The sequence below is a fragment of the Streptomyces sp. NPDC048254 genome, assembly GCF_043201895.1.
Taxonomy (GTDB): domain Bacteria; phylum Actinomycetota; class Actinomycetes; order Streptomycetales; family Streptomycetaceae; genus Streptomyces.
Genome location: NZ_JBICZJ010000006.1, coordinates 268,328 through 285,604, shown reverse-complemented (window position 1 = coordinate 285,604; position 17,277 = coordinate 268,328). Strand labels below are relative to the sequence as shown.

At 71.2% G+C, this 17,277-nt stretch carries 10 protein-coding genes; 7 read left to right on the top strand and 3 right to left on the bottom strand.

Annotation, left to right across the window (positions count from 1 at the left end; translation table 11 throughout):
* The first annotated feature begins 148 nt into the window (after nt 1-148).
* Nucleotides 149-3,229: an AAA family ATPase gene (locus ACGFZQ_RS19335; protein ID WP_393841368.1), complete on the top strand. Its 3,081-nt coding sequence runs from the start codon at nt 149-151 to the stop codon at nt 3,227-3,229.
* On the opposite strand, the gene ACGFZQ_RS19330 is transcribed toward ACGFZQ_RS19335, so the two are convergent.
* Both ACGFZQ_RS19330 and ACGFZQ_RS19325 read right to left on the bottom strand, forming a co-directional pair.
* Nucleotides 3,217-4,386, bottom strand: a complete 1,170-nt coding sequence (locus ACGFZQ_RS19330; RefSeq protein WP_393841367.1) for a PQQ-dependent sugar dehydrogenase — start codon at nt 4,384-4,386, stop codon at nt 3,217-3,219. The two genes, ACGFZQ_RS19335 and ACGFZQ_RS19330, sit on opposite strands and share 13 nt — an antisense overlap.
* Nucleotides 4,387-4,533: 147 nt before the next feature.
* Entirely contained in the window at nt 4,534-5,532 is a 999-nt protein-coding gene (locus ACGFZQ_RS19325) for an aldo/keto reductase (protein ID WP_393841366.1), read from the bottom strand.
* A gap of 73 nt (nt 5,533-5,605) precedes the next feature.
* On the opposite strand from ACGFZQ_RS19325, the gene ACGFZQ_RS19320 reads away from it, so the two are divergent.
* The 6 genes from ACGFZQ_RS19320 (at nt 5,606) to serA (ending at nt 15,578) form a co-directional block, all read left to right on the top strand.
* Nucleotides 5,606-6,556, top strand: coding sequence for a 2-hydroxyacid dehydrogenase (locus ACGFZQ_RS19320; RefSeq protein ID WP_382544126.1), 951 nt, complete (start codon nt 5,606-5,608; stop codon nt 6,554-6,556).
* A 402-nt stretch (nt 6,557-6,958) separates the two neighbouring features.
* Nucleotides 6,959-10,003: a putative bifunctional diguanylate cyclase/phosphodiesterase gene (locus tag ACGFZQ_RS19315; RefSeq protein WP_393841365.1), complete on the top strand. Its 3,045-nt coding sequence runs from the start codon at nt 6,959-6,961 to the stop codon at nt 10,001-10,003.
* Nucleotides 10,004-10,245: 242 nt separating this feature from the next.
* Nucleotides 10,246-12,096 carry an acetolactate synthase large subunit gene (locus tag ACGFZQ_RS19310; RefSeq protein ID WP_382544132.1) on the top strand — a complete coding sequence of 617 codons (1,851 nt, stop codon included), beginning with the start codon at nt 10,246-10,248 and terminating at the stop codon, nt 12,094-12,096.
* Nucleotides 12,097-12,117: 21 nt separating this feature from the next.
* On the top strand, nt 12,118-12,642 hold the full coding sequence (ilvN, locus tag ACGFZQ_RS19305; RefSeq protein ID WP_123973946.1) for an acetolactate synthase small subunit: 525 nt from the start codon (nt 12,118-12,120) through the stop codon (nt 12,640-12,642).
* A 119-nt stretch (nt 12,643-12,761) separates the two neighbouring features.
* Nucleotides 12,762-13,760, top strand: coding sequence for a ketol-acid reductoisomerase (gene ilvC / locus ACGFZQ_RS19300; RefSeq protein WP_351739549.1), 999 nt, complete (start codon nt 12,762-12,764; stop codon nt 13,758-13,760).
* A gap of 228 nt (nt 13,761-13,988) precedes the next feature.
* Nucleotides 13,989-15,578: a phosphoglycerate dehydrogenase gene (serA, locus tag ACGFZQ_RS19295; protein WP_393841364.1), complete on the top strand. Its 1,590-nt coding sequence runs from the start codon at nt 13,989-13,991 to the stop codon at nt 15,576-15,578.
* A 108-nt stretch (nt 15,579-15,686) separates the two neighbouring features.
* Here serA and ACGFZQ_RS19290 read toward each other — a convergent pair whose 3' ends face one another.
* Nucleotides 15,687-17,198 carry an MFS transporter gene (locus ACGFZQ_RS19290; protein ID WP_393841363.1) on the bottom strand — a complete coding sequence of 504 codons (1,512 nt, stop codon included), beginning with the start codon at nt 17,196-17,198 and terminating at the stop codon, nt 15,687-15,689.
* Nucleotides 17,199-17,277 lie beyond the last annotated feature (79 nt).

Below are 17,277 nucleotides of genomic sequence, written 5' to 3'. Positions count from 1 at the left end.
TGGGCTGGCGGGTCGTGTGCCGTCGGATCGTGTGCCATTGGGTCGTGTGCCGTTGGGGCGTTCGTCGCTGGGCGGCTTGTCTCGGGGTCGTATGACAAGCGCACCGGGGCTGTGGAAAACCGCTGCCGTCCGCTCCGAGCCGCATGGGATGCTCTGGCCTGTGGAAACCAGGTCCGTGAGTCCCGTGTTCGTAGGCCGCAGCGACGAGTTGGGGACGCTGAACGACGCGCTGGCCCGTGCCGAGGCCGCCGAGCCGCAGGCGCTGCTGCTCGGCGGTGAGGCCGGCGTCGGCAAGACCCGGCTGGTCGAGGAGTTCGCCGCGGCCGCCTGCCGCCGGGGTGCGGTCGTCGCGCTCGGCGGCTGCGTGGAGATCGGCGCCGACGGGCTGCCGTTCGCCCCCTTCTCCACCGCGCTGCGCGCGTTGCGGGCCGCGCTGCCCGACGAACTGGCCGCGGCCGCCGCCGGGCAGGAGGACGAGCTGGCCCGGCTGCTGCCGGAGTTCGGCGAGGCCTCCTCCGGTCGCCACGACGAGCAGGGCATGGCCCGCCTCTTCGAGCTCACCGCACGGCTGCTGGAACGGGTCGCCGCCGAACGCACGGTGGTCGTCGCCCTGGAGGACCTGCACTGGGCCGACGCCTCCACCCGCCACCTCCTCTCCTATCTACTGCGCACCCTGCGCACCGGCAGGCTCGTCGTCCTCGCCACCTACCGCTCCGACGACATCCACCGCCGCCACCCGATGCGCCCGCTCCTCGCCGAACTCGACCGGCTGCGTACCGTCCGCCGTGTCGAACTCGCCCGCTTCAACCGGGAGGAGGTCGGCCGCCAGATCGCCGGCATCCTCGCCGCCGAACCCGACCCCGCCCAGGTCGACGAGATCTTCGAGCGCTCCGACGGCAACGCCTTCTTCGTCGAGGAGCTCGCCGTCGCCTGGGCCGAGGGCTGCTGCACCGGGCTCACCGACTCGCTGCGCGACCTGCTGCTGGTGCGGGTCGAGGCAATGTCCGAGAGCGCCCAGCGGGTCGCCCGGATCGTCGCCGAGGGCGGCTCCACCGTCGAGTACCGGCTCCTCGCCGCCGTCGCCCAGCTCGCCGAGGACGACCTCATCGAGGCGCTGCGGGCCGCCGTCGGCGCCAACATCCTCACCGCCACGCCCGCCGGCGACGGCTACCGCTTCCGGCACTCCCTGGTCCGCGAGGCCGTCGCCGACGACCTGCTCCCCGGCGAACGCTCCCGGCTCAACCGGCGCTACGCCGAGGCCCTGGAGTCGGACCCCGGGCTGGTGCCGGCCGACGCGCGCGTGACCCGCCTGGCCAGCTACTGGTACCAGGCCCACGACCCGGCCAAGGCCCTGCCCGCCGTCCTCCACGCCTCCGTCGTGGCCCGCCGCCGGCACGCCTACAGCGAGCAACTGCGGCTCCTGGAGCGGGCGATGGAGCTGTGGGACCCGGCCCCCGAGGAGATCCGCGCCGCCCTGCGCCCCGTCGACTACACCGACGTCTACCCTCCCTGCGGCTGCGATCCGGCCACCACACCGCTGCGCTATCTCGACCTGATGGCGGAGGCGGCGGTCGCGGGCCGTTTCTGCGGGGAGCGCGAACGCGCCCTGAAGATCACCAAGAGGGCACTGCGGATGGTCGAGGACGAGGCGGATCCCCTGCGCGCGGCCTGGTTCTGGGTGCAGCGCTCCAAGCTGGTCCAGGACCTGGCGCGCGGCGACGGCTGGCAGGAGCTCGGCACCGCCCAGGACCTGGTGCGCGGCCTGCCGCCCTCGGAGGTGCACGCCGATGTGCTGGCCAACGTCGCCAACTGGTGCATGCTCCACGAACCCGGCCCCGAGGCCTTCGCCGCCGCCGAGCGGGCCGTGGAGTACGCGCGGATGGTGGGCGCCCGGGAGATCGAGCTCAACGCCCGCATCACCGTGGGCTGCCTCATGGTCGACGCGGGCGATGTCGAGAACGGGTTGGCGGAACTGCGCCGGGTCAAGGAGACCGCCCTCCAGGAGAGCGCGGCCGGTGTCGCGGGCCGTGCCTATGTGAACCTGCCCTCCGAGCTGGACTCGGTCGGCCGCAGCGGGGAGGCGGTGCCCCTCCTGCGGGAGGGCCTCGTCTTCGCCCGCAGGTACGGCCTGCTGGACTCCGAGGTGTGGATCAGGGGCAACCTCTCCGACTCGCTGTACGCGCTCGGCCAGTGGGACGAGGCCGCCGAAGCCGCGGCGGGCGCTCTCGCCTCCGCGGCCAGCGCCAAGCCCCGGGGCGCCGGCGCCCTGCGCCTCGCCAAAATCGCCCTCGCCCGTGGAGACGCCGCCGAGGCCGCCCGCCAACTCGCCATCGCCCACGAGCACTACGGCACCCACGACCCGATGCCCCAGGCGCTGCTGCCCGTCGCCCGGATCGCCGTGGGCGTCGCCGCCGAGGAGGGCCGGTTCCTCGACGCCCGCGCCGAGCTGGACCGCGCCCTGGGGCGTGGCTTCCCGCCGGGCACCCAGCGCTACGGCTGGCCCCTGCTGCTGGCCGCCGCTGCTGCCGAGGCCGATGCGCGCGCCCTGCCCGCGGTGGCCGACGGCCGGGCCGAGTTTCTCGACCGGCTCACCGAGGCCGTCCGCAAACTCACCACCGGTGCGCCCCTCTGGCGGGCGTACGAACGCTGGACCCGGGCCGAACTGCACCGCGCCCGGGGCACCGACACCGCCGCGCTCTGGTCGGACGTGGTCACCGACTTCGAGCGTCTGGACCGCCCCTACGACCTCGCCCGGGTCCGCCGCCGCCTCGCCCAGGTCCTGCTCGAGGAGGCGCCCGGCGACGACGAGCGCGACCGCGCGACCGAACTGCTGCGGCTGGCCGGGGCGGTCGCGGGCCACCTGGGCGCCCGCCCGCTCGCCGACGCCGTCGCCCTGCTCGCCCAGCGTGCCCGGCTCAGCCTCACCACCGGCGGTCCGCGCCGATCCCTGGATCCCGCCGAGAGCCTCGGCCTCACCAGCCGGGAGCGGGACGTCCTGCGGCTGGTCTCGGCGGGCCGTACCAACCGCCAGATAGCGGAGGAGCTCTTCATCTCTCCGAAGACCGCCAGCGTCCACGTCTCCAACATCCTGGGCAAGCTCGGCGTCTCGGGTCGGGGAGAGGCGGCGGCGGTGGCCCACCGCCTGGAGCTGTTCCCGCCCGACCGCACGGACCGCACCGGCCGTGCCGGCCGTACCGACCGCGGTGCCACCGCCGGTCAGCGCACCTGAAGCTCCAGGATCCGGTCGTCGCCCGGCTTCGGCTTCCCGCGCCCGTCGGTGTTGCTGGTCACCAGCCACACCTTGTCGCCGCCCGCCGCGACGACCGTGCGCAGCCGGCCGTACTCGCCCTTGAGGAAGGACTGGGGTTCGGCGCCCGCGACGGTGCCCTTCAGCGGGATGCGCCACAGCCGCTGGCCCTTGAGCCCGGCCATCCAGATCACGCCGTCGACATAGGCGATGCCGCTGGGGGAGGCGTCGTCGGTGTGCCACTGGGCGATCGGGTTCACGTACTTGGCGTCGGAGGACCGGCCCTCGGCGTTCGGCCAGCCGTAGTCGCCGCCGGGCTTGATGGCGTTCAGCTCGTCCCAGGTGTCCTGGCCGAACTCCGAGGCGAACAGCCGCTGGTCGTCGTCCCAGGCCAGGCCCTGCACATTGCGGTGGCCGTAGGTGTAGACGGGAGAGTCGGGGAAGGGGTTGCCGGGGGCCGGTTCGCCCTCCGGGGTGAGCCGCAGGATCTTGCCGCCGAGGGAGTCCTTGTCCTGGGCGAGGCCCCGCTGCCCGCTCTCGCCGGTGCCGGCGTAGAGCATGCCGTCGGGGCCGAAGGCGATCCGGCCGCCGTTGTGGATGAACCCCTTGGGGATGCCCTTGAAGATCGTGTCGGGGGCGCCCAGCTGCTCCCCGGCCGGCTTGCCCTCGTCCCAGAGCATGCGCACGATGCGGTTGTCGGAGGCCGAGGTGAAGTACGCGTAGATCATGTGGTCCGAGGCGAAGTCGGGGGAGAGGGCGATGCCCAGCAGACCCCCCTCACCGGCCGCGGACACCCCGGAGACGGTGCCCAGCTCGGTCTTCTTCCCGGTCTTCTCGGCGACCTTGCTGATCGTCCCGTCGTCGCGGTCGGAGACGAGCAGCCCGGAACCGTCCGGCAGGGGCGCGAGCCCCCACGGCGACTTCAGCCCCTCGGCGACCGTGCGCACCACCTTCACCGAGCCCTTCGCGGGCGCGGCCGACTCACTCGCCCCGGCGGACGCGGAGGCGCTCGCGGACGTACCCCCGGCCCAGGACGGCGCGGGCAGGTCCCCACCACTGTCCCCGGAGGAACACCCGGCCACCACCAGGATCCCGGCCACGGCCAACACGGCGGCCACACCTCGACGTTGCACGATCATGGTCCCTTCGACGGCTCCTCATCGGCGACGTTAGTGCAGCGCCCCGCAAGGGGCGCGGGACTGTGACGATATGCGGCTCCGCCGCGTGGGCGTGACCAGCCACAACGCCGCCGCACCGAACCACGGGCAGATCACGGCAATTGACTGCTAATCCCACGATCCCTGCGCGGGAGGCAGCGAGCCCAGCTCGGCGACATCCTCTGCAGTCAGCCGTACGTCCACTGAGCCGGCGTTCTCCGTCGCCCACCGGCACTGCTTGGTACCGGGAATCGGGATCACATGCCGCCCCCGGTCCCGCACCCACGCCAGCGCCACCTGAGCGGCGGTGACCTCCTCCCCGTGCCGCCGGGCGACCCGTCGGAGCCCCGCCACGATCGGCTGGTTCGCCGCCATCATCTCCGCGGTGAAGCGCGGGTGCCGCGCCCGCAGATCGTCGGGTTCGAACCCCTCACCCGGCGTGAGCGTCCCGGTCAGGAAGCCGTTGCCCAGCGGCATCGCCGCCAGGAAACCCACGCCCCGCGCCTCGCACCACGGCAGCAGCGCCTCCAGCGCCTCCGGCGACCACACCGACAGCTCCGCCTGCACCGCGCTCACCGGAAACACCTGCTGCACCCGCTGCAACTGGCGCAGAGTCGCGTCATGCAGCCGCGCGCCGGACCTGCGCCCCCCGCGCGCCCCCAGGGCGCACAGCCCCAGCGCGCGCACCTTCCCCGCCTGCACCAGCTCTGCCATCGCGCCCCAGGTCTCCTCGACGGGGACCTCGGGATCGGCGCGGTGCAGTTGGTAGAGGTCGATGACGTCGGTCTGGAGCCGCCGCAGGGACGCGTCGCAGGCGCGCCTCACATAGCCGGGCCGGCCGTTCGCCACGATGTGCTGGTCGCCGACCAGCAGGCCCACCTTGGTCGACACGAAGGCCTCGGCTCGCCGCTCCTTGAGCACCCGCCCCAGCAGCAGCTCATTGGTGAACGGGCCGTACATGTCCGCGGTGTCCAGCAGCGTCACGCCCAGGTCCAGTGCCCGGTGCACCGCTCTCACCGACTCGTCACCGCGCTGCCGCGACCCGCTGTAGGCCCAGCTCATCGGCATGCACCCGAGTCCGACGGCCCCCACCGCGAGCGCCCCCGCGCCGATCGTCCTGCGCTCCACCAGCCCGTGAACCTCCTTCTAGAGCCCCCAACCTAACCTCTGCGCCCACACGTCCCTGACATAGCCTCCTGACATGACCCAAGACGCATGGCTCCCCATCCCGCTGAAGGACTTCCAGGGGCTCCCCGACGGGCTCAATTACCTGTTCTGGGACGGGGACCAGGACTTTCCCGGCGATCCCGCCGACTGCGCCGTGTATGTCGTCCCCTACATGAAGCGGCAGGACGTGAAGGTGCTGCCGCTCCAGCGGATGCGGAACGTCCGGCTCATCCAGACCCTCACCGCCGGTGTGGACGACATGATCGCGGCCATCGACCGCATCGCCCCCGGCGTGCCGTTGTGCAACGCGCGCGGGGTGCACGAGGCGAGCACCGCCGAGCTCGCGCTCACCCTGACCCTGGCGTCCCTGCGCGGTGTCCCGGGGTTCGTGCGCGCCCAGCAGCAGGAGCACTGGCAGAGCGGCTTCCACCCCGCCCTCGCCGACAGGACCGTCCTCATCGTCGGCTACGGCGCCATCGGTTCGGCCATCGAGGACCGGCTCGTGCCCTTCGAGGTTGCGCGGGTGGCGCGCGTCGCGCGCTCCGGGCGCGCCTCGGCGCGCGGTCCCGTGCATCCGCTCACCGAACTGCCGCAACTGCTTCCGGAAGCCGATGTCGTCATCCTCGCCACGCCCCTCACGGACACCACGCGTGGCCTGGTCAACGAGGAGTTCCTCGCGCGGATGAAGGACGGCGCACTGCTTGTGAACATCGCGCGCGGGGCCGTCGTCGACACCAAGGCGCTCCTCGCCGAGCTGGAGAGCGGCCGCCTCACCGCCGCCCTGGACGTCACCGATCCCGAGCCGCTGCCGGCCGGACACCCCTTGTGGCAGGCGCCCGGAGTGCTGATCAGCCCCCATGTCGGCGGCCCCACCTCGGCCTTCCTGCCGCGTGCCAGGCGAGTCGTCGTCGAGCAGTTGAACCGTTTCGTGAACCGGGAGCCGTTGCGAAACGTGATCCTTACGACGGGATCCACCGACAACTGACAATCGCAGCAACACGCGTGTAATCCGCTTCCGGTACGGTCCGCGACCTTCCGGGCGCGCTGTGTACGCGCATAGCCGCTGGTCGTCACGGAGCGTAGAGAAGCTATGTCCCTGAGTGACGAGACTGGTGTATCGTCCCGACAGGGGCTGCGCCGCGCACCGTTCGGCGCCGGGGATGGACATTTCAGATTTGTGAGGGGGGCGACGGGCGATGCACGGCCTATGGACGAACGATCCGACGCGGCGGAGCCGCCGGCGGCGACCCTGGCGCACGGCTGCGCGCAGACGCGGCCACCACACCAGCCATCACCACCACCGCAGGCACAGTGGACGCAGGAGGCACGCTCACCCAGCGCACCGGGACCCGAGGGACCCGGGAGCGGCGCGGACCGGGAGCATCCGGTGACAGCGCCGACGCCTGTGAGGACCACCCTCCCCGGAGCGTTGCGGGCACAGCCTCCGGCGGGGACGCCGCACTCCCGGCCGCCGGCCACCGGCGGCGGGACCGGCGTGGTCCGCCAACTCGTCCTGGCCCTGATCTGCGCGGGATACGCCGTCGGTTCCGCGTTCGACTGGGGCTCGAACCAGATCGCCCTGTTCATGGGTGACTTCGGTCTGACCGCGGCCGCCGGCACCGCCGCCGTGTCGTGCTTCTGCTACGCCCGCTCCCCGCGGGTCCGCTTTCGCCCCGCGTGGCTGCTGTTCGCCCTCTCCTCGGCGATGGCGGCCCTGGGCAACGCGGTCTGGGGGTGGTACGAGGTCGTGCTGCAGCGGCCCGTGCCCAGCCCCAGCTACGCCGACCTGTTCTTCCTGTGCTTCGCGCCGCCGGCCATCGTCGGTCTGCTGGTACTGGCCAAGCGGCCGATGACCAAGGCCGGCTGGATCTGCCTGGGGCTGGACGCCTGGCTGATCGGCGGCTCGCTGCTCACCCTGTCGTGGAGCCTCGCGCTCGCCCAGGCCGCCCGGCTCGACGGGCCCAGCGTCGCGCACACCGCGCTCTCGCTGGCCTACCCGCTGCTGGACATCGCCCTGGTCAGCATGGTGCTCGCGCTGCACTTCCGGCGCTCGCCGGGCAACCGCACCGCGGTGAACACCGCGATCGGCGCGCTCGCCCTGACCGTGATGTGCGACGCCCTGTTCACCTCGCCGCTGCTGCACAGCAGTTACCGCTCCGGCCAGCTGCTGGACGCGGGCTGGTTCGCCGGCTCGCTGCTGCTGGCGTACGCGCCCTGGGCCGCGCCCCGGCCGACGGGGGAGCCCGAGGGGCACACCCGCGTGGTCCACGAGCACGTGCCCGGCGGACGGGCCACGGCACCCAGGCAGGCGTCCGCGTCCGCCCCGGGCGGCGAGCCCGGCCGGTACCCGGCGGGCCGCCCCCTGGCCGGCTCGCTGGCCGCGCTGACCCCTTACCTGGCCGCCGCCGTGTGCACGCTGGGAATCCTCTACAACGTGCTCAACGGCCGCAGCCCGGACCATGTCGTCCTGATCACCGCCGGTTGTGTGGTCCTCGCGCTCGTGGTGCGCCAGGGCATCATGCTGCTCGACAACATCACCCTCACCCAGGAACTGGCGCATCAGGAGAACCACTTCCGCTCCCTGGTGCAGGGCTCCAGCGACGTCATCATGATCGCCGCACCCAACGGCATCCTCCGGTACGTCTCCCCGGCCGCCGCCGGGGTCTACGGACGGCCCGCCGAGGAGCTGGTCGGCTCCGAACTGGGCAACCTCATCCACCCGGAGGACCTGGGCTGCGTGGTGCACGAGGTGCGCCGTTTCCTCGCCACCGGCCCCCTGGAGGAGGCCACCACCCGTATCGAGTGCCGTTTCCGGTCCGGCGACGGCGGCTGGCTCAACGTCGAGTCCACCGTCAACCGGCACCACGGCGGCCTCATCTTCAACAGCCGGGACGTGACCGAGAGAGTGCGGCTGCAGGCGCAGCTCCAGCACAACGCCGAGCACGACCCGCTCACCGACCTGCCCAACCGCGCCCTGTTCACCCGGCGGGTGCAGCAGGCCCTGTCCGGCCGCCGTTCCTCGGACCGGGGCCCCGCCCTGCGGAACACGGCCGTGCTCTTCATCGACCTGGACGGGTTCAAGGCCGTCAACGACACGATCGGGCACCAGGCCGGCGACGAACTGCTCGTCCAGGCCGCGCGCAGACTCCAGGACGCGGTCCGCCACGGCGACACCGCCTCCCGGCTGGGCGGCGACGAGTTCGCGGCGCTGATCGTCGGTGACGGCACCCGTGACCGCAGTGCCCGAGAGCGGCACATCCTGGAGCTCGCCGACCGCCTCAGGGCGACCCTCTCGCAGCCGTACGCCATTGACGGCAACGATGTCCGTGTCAACGCGTCCATCGGTGTCGCCTTCGCCGAACCGGGTCTCGGCGCCGGGGAGTTGCTGCGCAACGCCGACCTGGCGATGTACCGCGCCAAGTCGGCCGGAAAGGGCCGCGTCGAGCTGTACAAGCCGCAGATGCAGCAGGACGTCGTACGCAAGGCGGAACTGGCCACCCGGCTGCGGGCCGCGCTGCACGACGGTGAGTTCGCGCTGCTGCACCAGCCCGTGGTGTGCCTGGAGAGCGGGCGGATCGACTCGGTCTCCGCACAGGCGCGCTGGCGCTCCTCGCAGGGGGTGCTGTTCACGCCGGCCGAGTTCCTGCGGGTCGCCGAGGACAGCGACAAGACCTCCGAACTGGACCGCTGGATCCTCCAGGAGGCGGTCGAACAGGCCGCCGAGCGGGCCGCCAACGGGCTCGTGGTGCCGGTCGCCGTCCGGACGAGTGCCCGGCGGCTGCTCGACCGGTCCTCGCCGCTCGGCTCCGTGGAGGCCCTGCTCACCCGGCACGGGCTGCCGTCGGGAGCGCTGGTCCTGGAGCTGTCCGACACCGACCCCAGGGTTCCGCTGGACGAGCTGGAGCGGCGTCTGACCGCGCTCAGCCGGCACGGTGTCCGGATCGCGCTGGACGGCTTCGGCAGCGGCTACGCGGCCATCACGGCCCTGCGGAAGCTTCCCGTCGACCTGCTCAAGCTCGACCGCAGTCTGGTCGAGGGGGTCGTCGAGTCGCCCCGGCTGCACAAGATCACCAGCGGGCTGCTGCGGATCGCCGGCGATCTCGGGCTCCAGTCGGTGGCCGAGGGCGTGGACCTGCCCGAGCAGGTCACGGCGCTGCGCGCGATGGGGTGCACGCACGGGATGGGCATGGCCTTCTCCGGCCCGGTGGACGAGTACCGGCTGCGCCGGGCCCTCGGTTCCGGCCACTATCCGGTGCCGCACGCACCGGCCGAGCCGGCGTTCGCCGGCGCCGCCGGAGGCGAACGTGCCATGGAGAGGGGCGCGGGGGTGTACACCGGTGGTGTACCCGCGGTCGCCGGCGGGGTGACCGCCGTGTTCGGAGGCGGCAGTGCCCTTCGCTCACATAATGAGACTCCCGTCCCACCCACTTGACACGTGGTGCGCGTCAGAGGGAGGGTCAGTTCCATGCGCACCCGAATTCTCGTACTTGGACAGCGCGTCGGCTGAGCTGGGAACCACCGGAGAAGGATCCGGAACCCCAGCGACCACACCGGCGCGCTCCCCTCGCTTGCCTTTTGGCACGAGGGGTTTTTTGTTGCACCAGCACCAGACGTACGGCGGCAGAAATCCGTACGAACCTCGCAAAAACCCTCAGCATCGAGAAGAGAATGCCGATGACCGAGCAGGCCCCGGGGGCCCACCATCCGCAGCCGCGGCCCCGTTCCGGAGGACAGCAGTCCGCGCCCGTCGAGCACGTCACGGGTGCGAAGTCCCTCATCCGCTCCCTCGAGGAGGTCGGCGCTGACACGGTATTCGGCATCCCTGGCGGCGCGATCCTGCCGGCCTACGACCCGCTGATGGACTCCACCCGGGTGCGCCACGTCCTGTGCCGGCACGAGCAGGGCGCCGGTCACGCGGCCACCGGCTACGCGCAGGCCACCGGCAAGGTCGGAGTCTGCATGGCCACCTCGGGACCGGGCGCCACCAACCTGGTGACGCCGATCGCGGACGCGCACATGGACTCGGTGCCGCTCGTGGCGATCACCGGGCAGGTCGCGTCCTCCTCGATCGGCACGGACGCCTTCCAGGAGGCGGACATCGTCGGTATCACCATGCCGATCACCAAGCACAACTTCCTGGTCACCAAGGCCGAGGACATCCCGCGGACCATCGCCCAGGCGTTCCACATCGCCTCCACCGGCCGTCCCGGCCCGGTGCTGGTCGACATCGCCAAGGACGCCCTCCAGGCGAAGACCACCTTCTCCTGGCCGCCGGTCATGGACCTGCCGGGCTACCGCCCGGTGACCAAGCCGCACGCCAAGCAGATCCGTGAGGCCGCCAAGCTGATCACCTCCGCGAAGCGGCCCGTCCTCTACGTCGGCGGCGGCGTCATCAAGGCGCACGCCACCGCCGAGCTGAAGGTCCTCGCAGAACTCACCGGAGCGCCCGTCACCACCACCCTGATGGCGCTCGGCGCATTCCCCGACAGTCACGAGCTGCACGTGGGAATGCCGGGCATGCACGGTGCGGTCACCGCCGTCACCGCGCTGCAGAAGGCCGACCTGATCGTCGCCCTCGGAGCCCGCTTCGACGACCGCGTCACCGGCAAGCTGGACAGCTTCGCCCCGTACGCCAAGATCGTCCACGCCGACATCGACCCCGCGGAGATCGGCAAGAACCGCACCGCCGACGTGCCGATCGTCGGTGACGCCCGCGAGGTCATCGCGGACCTGGTCCAGGCCGTGCAGAAGGAGCACAGCGAGGGCCACCGGGGCGACTACACCGCCTGGTGGAAGGACCTCAACCGCTGGCGCGAGACCTACCCGCTGGGCTACGACCTGCCCGACAACGGTTCGCTCTCCCCGCAGCAGGTCATCGAGCGCATCGGGCAGCTCGCCCCGGAGGGCACGATCTTCGCGGCGGGCGTCGGCCAGCACCAGATGTGGGCCGCGCACTACGTGCAGTACGAGAAGCCCGCCACCTGGCTGAACTCCGGCGGCGCCGGAACCATGGGCTACGCGGTCCCGGCCGCCATGGGCGCCAAGGCCGGACAGCCCGGCCGGACCGTCTGGGCGATCGACGGCGACGGCTGCTTCCAGATGACCAACCAGGAGCTCACCACCTGCGCCCTGAACAACATCCCGATCAAGGTCGCCATCATCAACAACGGCGCCCTCGGGATGGTCCGCCAGTGGCAGACCCTCTTCTACAACCAGCGGTACTCCAACACCGTGCTGCACTCCGGGCCCGACGACGTCAACCCGGACGCCCGTGGCACCCGGGTCCCCGACTTCGTCAAGCTGTCGGAGGCCATGGGCTGCTACTCCATCCGCTGCGAGTCCCCGGACGACCTCGACAAGGTCATCGAAGAGGCGAACTCCATCAACGACCGTCCGGTCGTCGTGGACTTCATCGTCCACGAGGACGCCATGGTGTGGCCGATGGTCGCCGCCGGCACCTCCAACGACGAGATCCTGGCCGCCCGGGACGTCCGCCCCGACTTCGGCGACAACGAAGACGACTGAGCGAGAGAGACGTAAAAGACCATGTCCAAGCACACGCTCTCCGTTCTGGTGGAGAACAAGCCGGGCATCCTGGCCCGGATCGCCGCGCTGTTCTCCCGGCGGGGCTTCAACATCGACTCGCTGGCCGTCGGTGTCACCGAGCACCCCGACATCTCCCGCATCACGATCGTGGTGAGTGTCGAAGCCCTGCCGCTGGAGCAGGTCACCAAGCAGCTCAACAAGCTCGTCGAGGTGCTCAAGATCGTCGAACTGGAGCCGGGTTCGGCCGTTCAGCGGGAACTCGTTCTGGTGAAGGTGCGCGCCGACAACGAGACGCGCTCCCAGATCGTCGAGATCGTCCAGCTGTTCCGGGCCAAGACCGTCGACGTCTCCCCGGAGGCCGTCACCGTCGAGGCCACCGGCAGCAGCGAGAAGCTGACCGCCATGCTCAAGATGCTGGAGCCGTTCGGCATCAAGGAACTGGTGCAGTCCGGCACGATCGCGATCGGCCGCGGCGCGCGTTCGATCACCGACCGGTCGCTGCGCGCACTCGACCGATCTGCGTAAGGCTGGAAACGGGCGGCCGACGGCCGTCGGCCGCCCGTATGCCGAGACCCCGAGACTTCCCTTCCGCCCGCCGTCATACGGTGGGACGCACCATCCGCACACCAAGGAGAGAACCCAAAGTGGCCGAGCTGTTCTACGACGCTGACGCCGACCTGTCCATCATCCAGGGCCGCAAGGTCGCGGTCATCGGCTACGGCAGCCAGGGCCACGCCCACGCCCTGTCGCTGCGTGACTCCGGTGTCGACGTGCGTGTCGGTCTGCACGAGGGCTCCAAGTCCAAGGCCAAGGCCGAGGAGCAGGGCCTGCGCGTGGTGACCCCGGCCGAGGCCGCCGCCGAGGCCGACGTCATCATGATCCTCGTCCCGGACCCGATCCAGGCCCAGGTCTACGAGGAGCACATCGCCCCGAACCTGAACGACGGCGACGCCCTGTTCTTCGGCCACGGCCTGAACATCCGCTTCGGCTTCATCAAGCCCCCGGCCGGCGTCGACGTCTGCATGGTCGCCCCGAAGGGCCCGGGCCACCTGGTGCGCCGTCAGTACGAGGAGGGCCGCGGCGTCCCCTGCATCGTGGCCGTCGAGCAGGACGCCACCGGCAACGGCTTCGCGCTGGCCCTGTCCTACGCGAAGGGCATCGGCGGTACCCGTGCCGGCGTCATCAAGACGACCTTCACCGAGGAGACCGAGACCGACCTGTTCGGTGAGCAGGCCGTCCTGTGCGGTGGTACGGCCGCCCTGGTCAAGGCCGGTTTCGAGACCCTGGTAGAGGCCGGTTACCAGCCGGAGATCGCCTACTTCGAGTGCCTGCACGAGCTGAAGCTGATCGTGGACCTCATGTACGAGGGCGGCCTGGAGAAGATGCGCTGGTCGGTCTCCGAGACCGCCGAGTGGGGCGACTACGTCACCGGCCCGCGGATCATCACCGACGCCACCAAGGCCGAGATGAAGCAGATCCTCGCCGAGATCCAGGACGGCACCTTCGCCAACAACTGGATGGACGAGTACCACGGCGGTCTGAAGAAGTACAACGAGTACAAGAAGCAGGACTCCGAGCACCTGCTGGAGACCACCGGCAAGCAGCTGCGCAAGCTGATGTCCTGGGTCAACGAAGAGGCGTGAGCCCCAGGTGACAGGGCCGGGGCGACACGCCCCGGCCCTGTTGTCCGCCCCGTCGAATCTCGGACGGGTGATCCTTCCGCAGAGGCGCAGGACGACCACCACCACGCCACTACACTGCCGTACTACATACGCGTCAGGCCCACAGCGTCGTGCGTCTCCACGCGGTAGCCCCCTCCACCGCCAGCGGCCGTCGGGACGGCCGTCCGCATTGGACATGTGAGGACTCACGTGAGCTCGAAACCTGTCGTACTCATCGCTGAAGAGCTGTCGCCCGCCACCGTCGACGCGCTGGGCCCGGACTTCGAGATCCGGCACACGAACGGAGCAGACCGAGCCGAGCTGCTCCCGGCCATCGCCGACGTGGACGCGATCCTGATCCGGTCCGCCACCAAGGTCGACGCCGAGGCGATCGCCGCGGCGAAGAAGCTGAAGGTCGTCGCACGAGCCGGCGTCGGCCTGGACAACGTCGACGTCTCCGCCGCCACCAAGGCCGGCGTGATGGTCGTCAACGCGCCGACCTCCAACATCGTGACCGCCGCCGAACTGGCCTGCGGTCTGCTGCTGGCCACCGCCCGCAACATCCCGCAGGCCAACTCGGCGCTGAAGAACGGCGAGTGGAAGCGCAGCAAGTACACCGGTGTCGAGCTCGCCGAGAAGACCCTCGGTGTCGTCGGCCTCGGCCGCATCGGCGCCCTGGTCGCGCAGCGGATGTCCGCCTTCGGCATGAAGGTCGTGGCGTACGACCCCTACGTCCAGCCTGCCCGGGCCGCGCAGATGGGCGTCAAGGTGCTGTCGCTGGACGAGCTGCTCGAAGTCTCCGACTTCATCACCGTGCACCTGCCGAAGACCCCCGAGACGGTCGGTCTGATCGGCGACGAGGCGCTGCGCAAGGTCAAGCCGTCGGTGCGGATCGTCAACGCGGCGCGCGGTGGCATCGTCGACGAGGAGGCGCTGTACGCGGCGCTCAAGGAGGGCCGCGTCGCCGGCGCCGGCCTCGACGTGTACACGAAGGAGCCGTGCACCGACTCCCCGCTCTTCGAGCTGGACCAGGTCGTCTGCACCCCGCACCTCGGTGCCTCCACCGACGAGGCCCAGGAGAAGGCGGGCATCGCGGTCGCCAGGTCCGTCCGCCTCGCCCTCGCCGGCGAGCTGGTCCCGGACGCGGTGAACGTCCAGGGCGGTGTCATCGCCGAGGACGTCAAGCCGGGCCTGCCGCTGGCCGAGCGCCTCGGCCGCATCTTCACCGCGCTCGCCGGTGAGGTCGCGGTCCGCCTCGACGTCGAGGTCTACGGCGAGATCACCCAGCACGACGTGAAGGTGCTGGAGCTCTCCGCGCTCAAGGGTGTCTTCGAGGACGTCGTCGCCGAGACCGTCTCCTACGTCAACGCCCCGCTGTTCGCGCAGGAGCGCGGTGTCGAGGTCCGCCTCACCACCAGCTCGGAGTCGGCCGACCACCGTAACGTCGTCACCGTGCGCGGCACCCTCGGCAGCGGCGAGGAGGTCTCGGTCTCCGGCACGCTGGCCGGCCCGAAGAACCTCCAGAAGATCGTCGCGGTCGGCGACTTCGACGTCGACCTCGCGATCGCCGACCACCTGCTGGTGCTGCGCTACGAGGACCGGCCGGGCGTCGTCGGCACCGTCGGCCGCATCCTCGGCGAGGCGGGCATCAACATCGCCGGTATGCAGGTCGCCCGGTCGATCGCGGGCGGCGAGGCGCTGGCCGTCCTGACCGTCGACGACACGGTCACCTCCGGTGTGCTGGCCGAGGTCGAGGCGGAGATCGGGGCGACCTCGGCTCGTTCGGTGAACCTGGTCTGACCTGCCGTCCGGGGGCTGCCGCCCCCAGGGCCTCGCATTCGGCCTGAACGGCCCCGTCCTCAAACGCCGGACGGGCTGGGAAACCAGCCCGTCCGGCGTTTTCCATGGTCACTTCCTCCGCAGCGTCACCCCCGCCCCCACCGCCGCCAGCACCAGCAGCACCGCCCCCGCGATCGCCGCCCCCTGCATCCCGCTGGCGAACGCCTCCCGTGCGGTACGCAGCAGGGTCTCTCCCGCGGGCCCCGGCAGCCGGCCCGCCGTGGCCAGCGCGCCGCCCAGCGTCTCGCGGGCCTGTGCCGGGGCCGTGGCCGGCATCTGGTGGCGGTAGACGGCCGTGCCGATCGACCCCAGGACGGCCATGCCGAGCGCCCCGCCGAACTCCGTGCCGGTCTCCAGCAGTGAGGAGGCCGTGCCCGCCCGTTCCACCGGTGCGCCGGTCATCGCGAGGTCGGTCAGCTGGGACATGATCGCGACCATCCCGCAGGCGAGGACACCGGCCCCGGTCAGCACCAGCCACAGCGAGTCGGTGCCGACGAGGGCGAGCAGTACGAACCCGCCCGCCATGGCCGTGAAGCCGCCGGCGACGACATGGCCCCGGTCGACGCCCCGCTGGACCAGCTGTGCCGTGAGCGGCCCGGCGGCCCCGATGAAGACCGAGGGCAGCAGGCTCCACAGCGCGGCCTCCAGGGGGCTCTTGCCGAGCACCGCCTGCAGATACTGCGTGGTGAAGATCGCCGAGCCCATCATGGCGAGCGAGGCGACGAGGCTCAGGACCAGCGCCGGGGTGAAGCCGCGCCCCTTCAGCAGGGCCGGCGGGATCAGCGGGGAGGTGCTGGTGCGCTGGCGGTGGGCGAAGAGCGCCGCGAAGAGCAGGCCGACGGTGATCGAGACGACGTACAGCGGATGCCAGCCCTCGGAGGGGATCTCCTTCACGCCGTAGATCACGGGGAGCACGGCGGCCATCGACAGCGGGACGCTCAGCCAGTCGAAGCGGCCGGGGGAGGGGTTCCTGGACTCGGGGAGCAGGATCGGGCCGAGCACCAGCAGCATCACCATCGCGGGCAGGTTGACCAGGAAGACCGAGCCCCACCAGAAGTGCTCCACGAGGATCCCGCTCATCACCGAGCCGAGTGCGATGCCGCCGGTCATCACGCCGGACCACAGGCCGATCGCCTTCGCGCGCTGGCCGGGGTCGGTGAACATCGTGCGCAGCAGGGCCATCGTCGACGGCATCAGGGTCGCGCCGCCGATGCCGAGGATCGCGCGGGCGGCGATCAGGGTCCCGGCGCTGTCGGCGTACGCGGCGAGCAGCGAGGCGCCGCCGAAGGCCGCGGCGCCGATCAGCAGCAGTCGCCGGCGGCCGATGCGGTCGCCCAGCGCGCCCATCGTCATCAACAGACCGGCCAGGACGAAGCCGTAGATGTCCAGGATCCACAGCTGCTGGGTGCCGCTCGGGCGGAGGTCGGCGCCGATCGCCGGGAGCGCGAAGTACAGGACCGAGACGTCCATGGAGACCAGGAGCAGCGGAAGCATCAGCACGCCGAGCGCGCTCCATTCGCGGCGCCCCGCACGGGAGTTGGTCTCGGGTGGGCTCGTGGTCGTGCTCGTCGGGTTCGTCATGCCAAGGAATGTACGGGCGTCTTAAACGCTTGTCTAGAACGATTGTATAATTCATGCGTCTAGGACGGTTGTATGGATC

Bases quoted from the DNA above. Each gene is read 5' to 3' on its own strand.
- ilvN (WP_123973946.1), top strand. From the start codon at position 12,118: ATGTCCAAGCACACGCTCTCCGTTCTGGTGGAGAACAAGCCGGGCATC.
- ACGFZQ_RS19330 (WP_393841367.1), bottom strand. From the start codon at position 4,386: ATGATCGTGCAACGTCGAGGTGTGGCCGCCGTGTTGGCCGTGGCCGGG.
- ACGFZQ_RS19310 (WP_382544132.1), top strand. From the start codon at position 10,246: ATGACCGAGCAGGCCCCGGGGGCCCACCATCCGCAGCCGCGGCCCCGT.
- ACGFZQ_RS19335 (WP_393841368.1), top strand. From the start codon at position 149: ATGCTCTGGCCTGTGGAAACCAGGTCCGTGAGTCCCGTGTTCGTAGGC.
- ACGFZQ_RS19290 (WP_393841363.1), bottom strand. From the start codon at position 17,198: ATGACGAACCCGACGAGCACGACCACGAGCCCACCCGAGACCAACTCC.
- ACGFZQ_RS19320 (WP_382544126.1), top strand. From the start codon at position 5,606: ATGACCCAAGACGCATGGCTCCCCATCCCGCTGAAGGACTTCCAGGGG.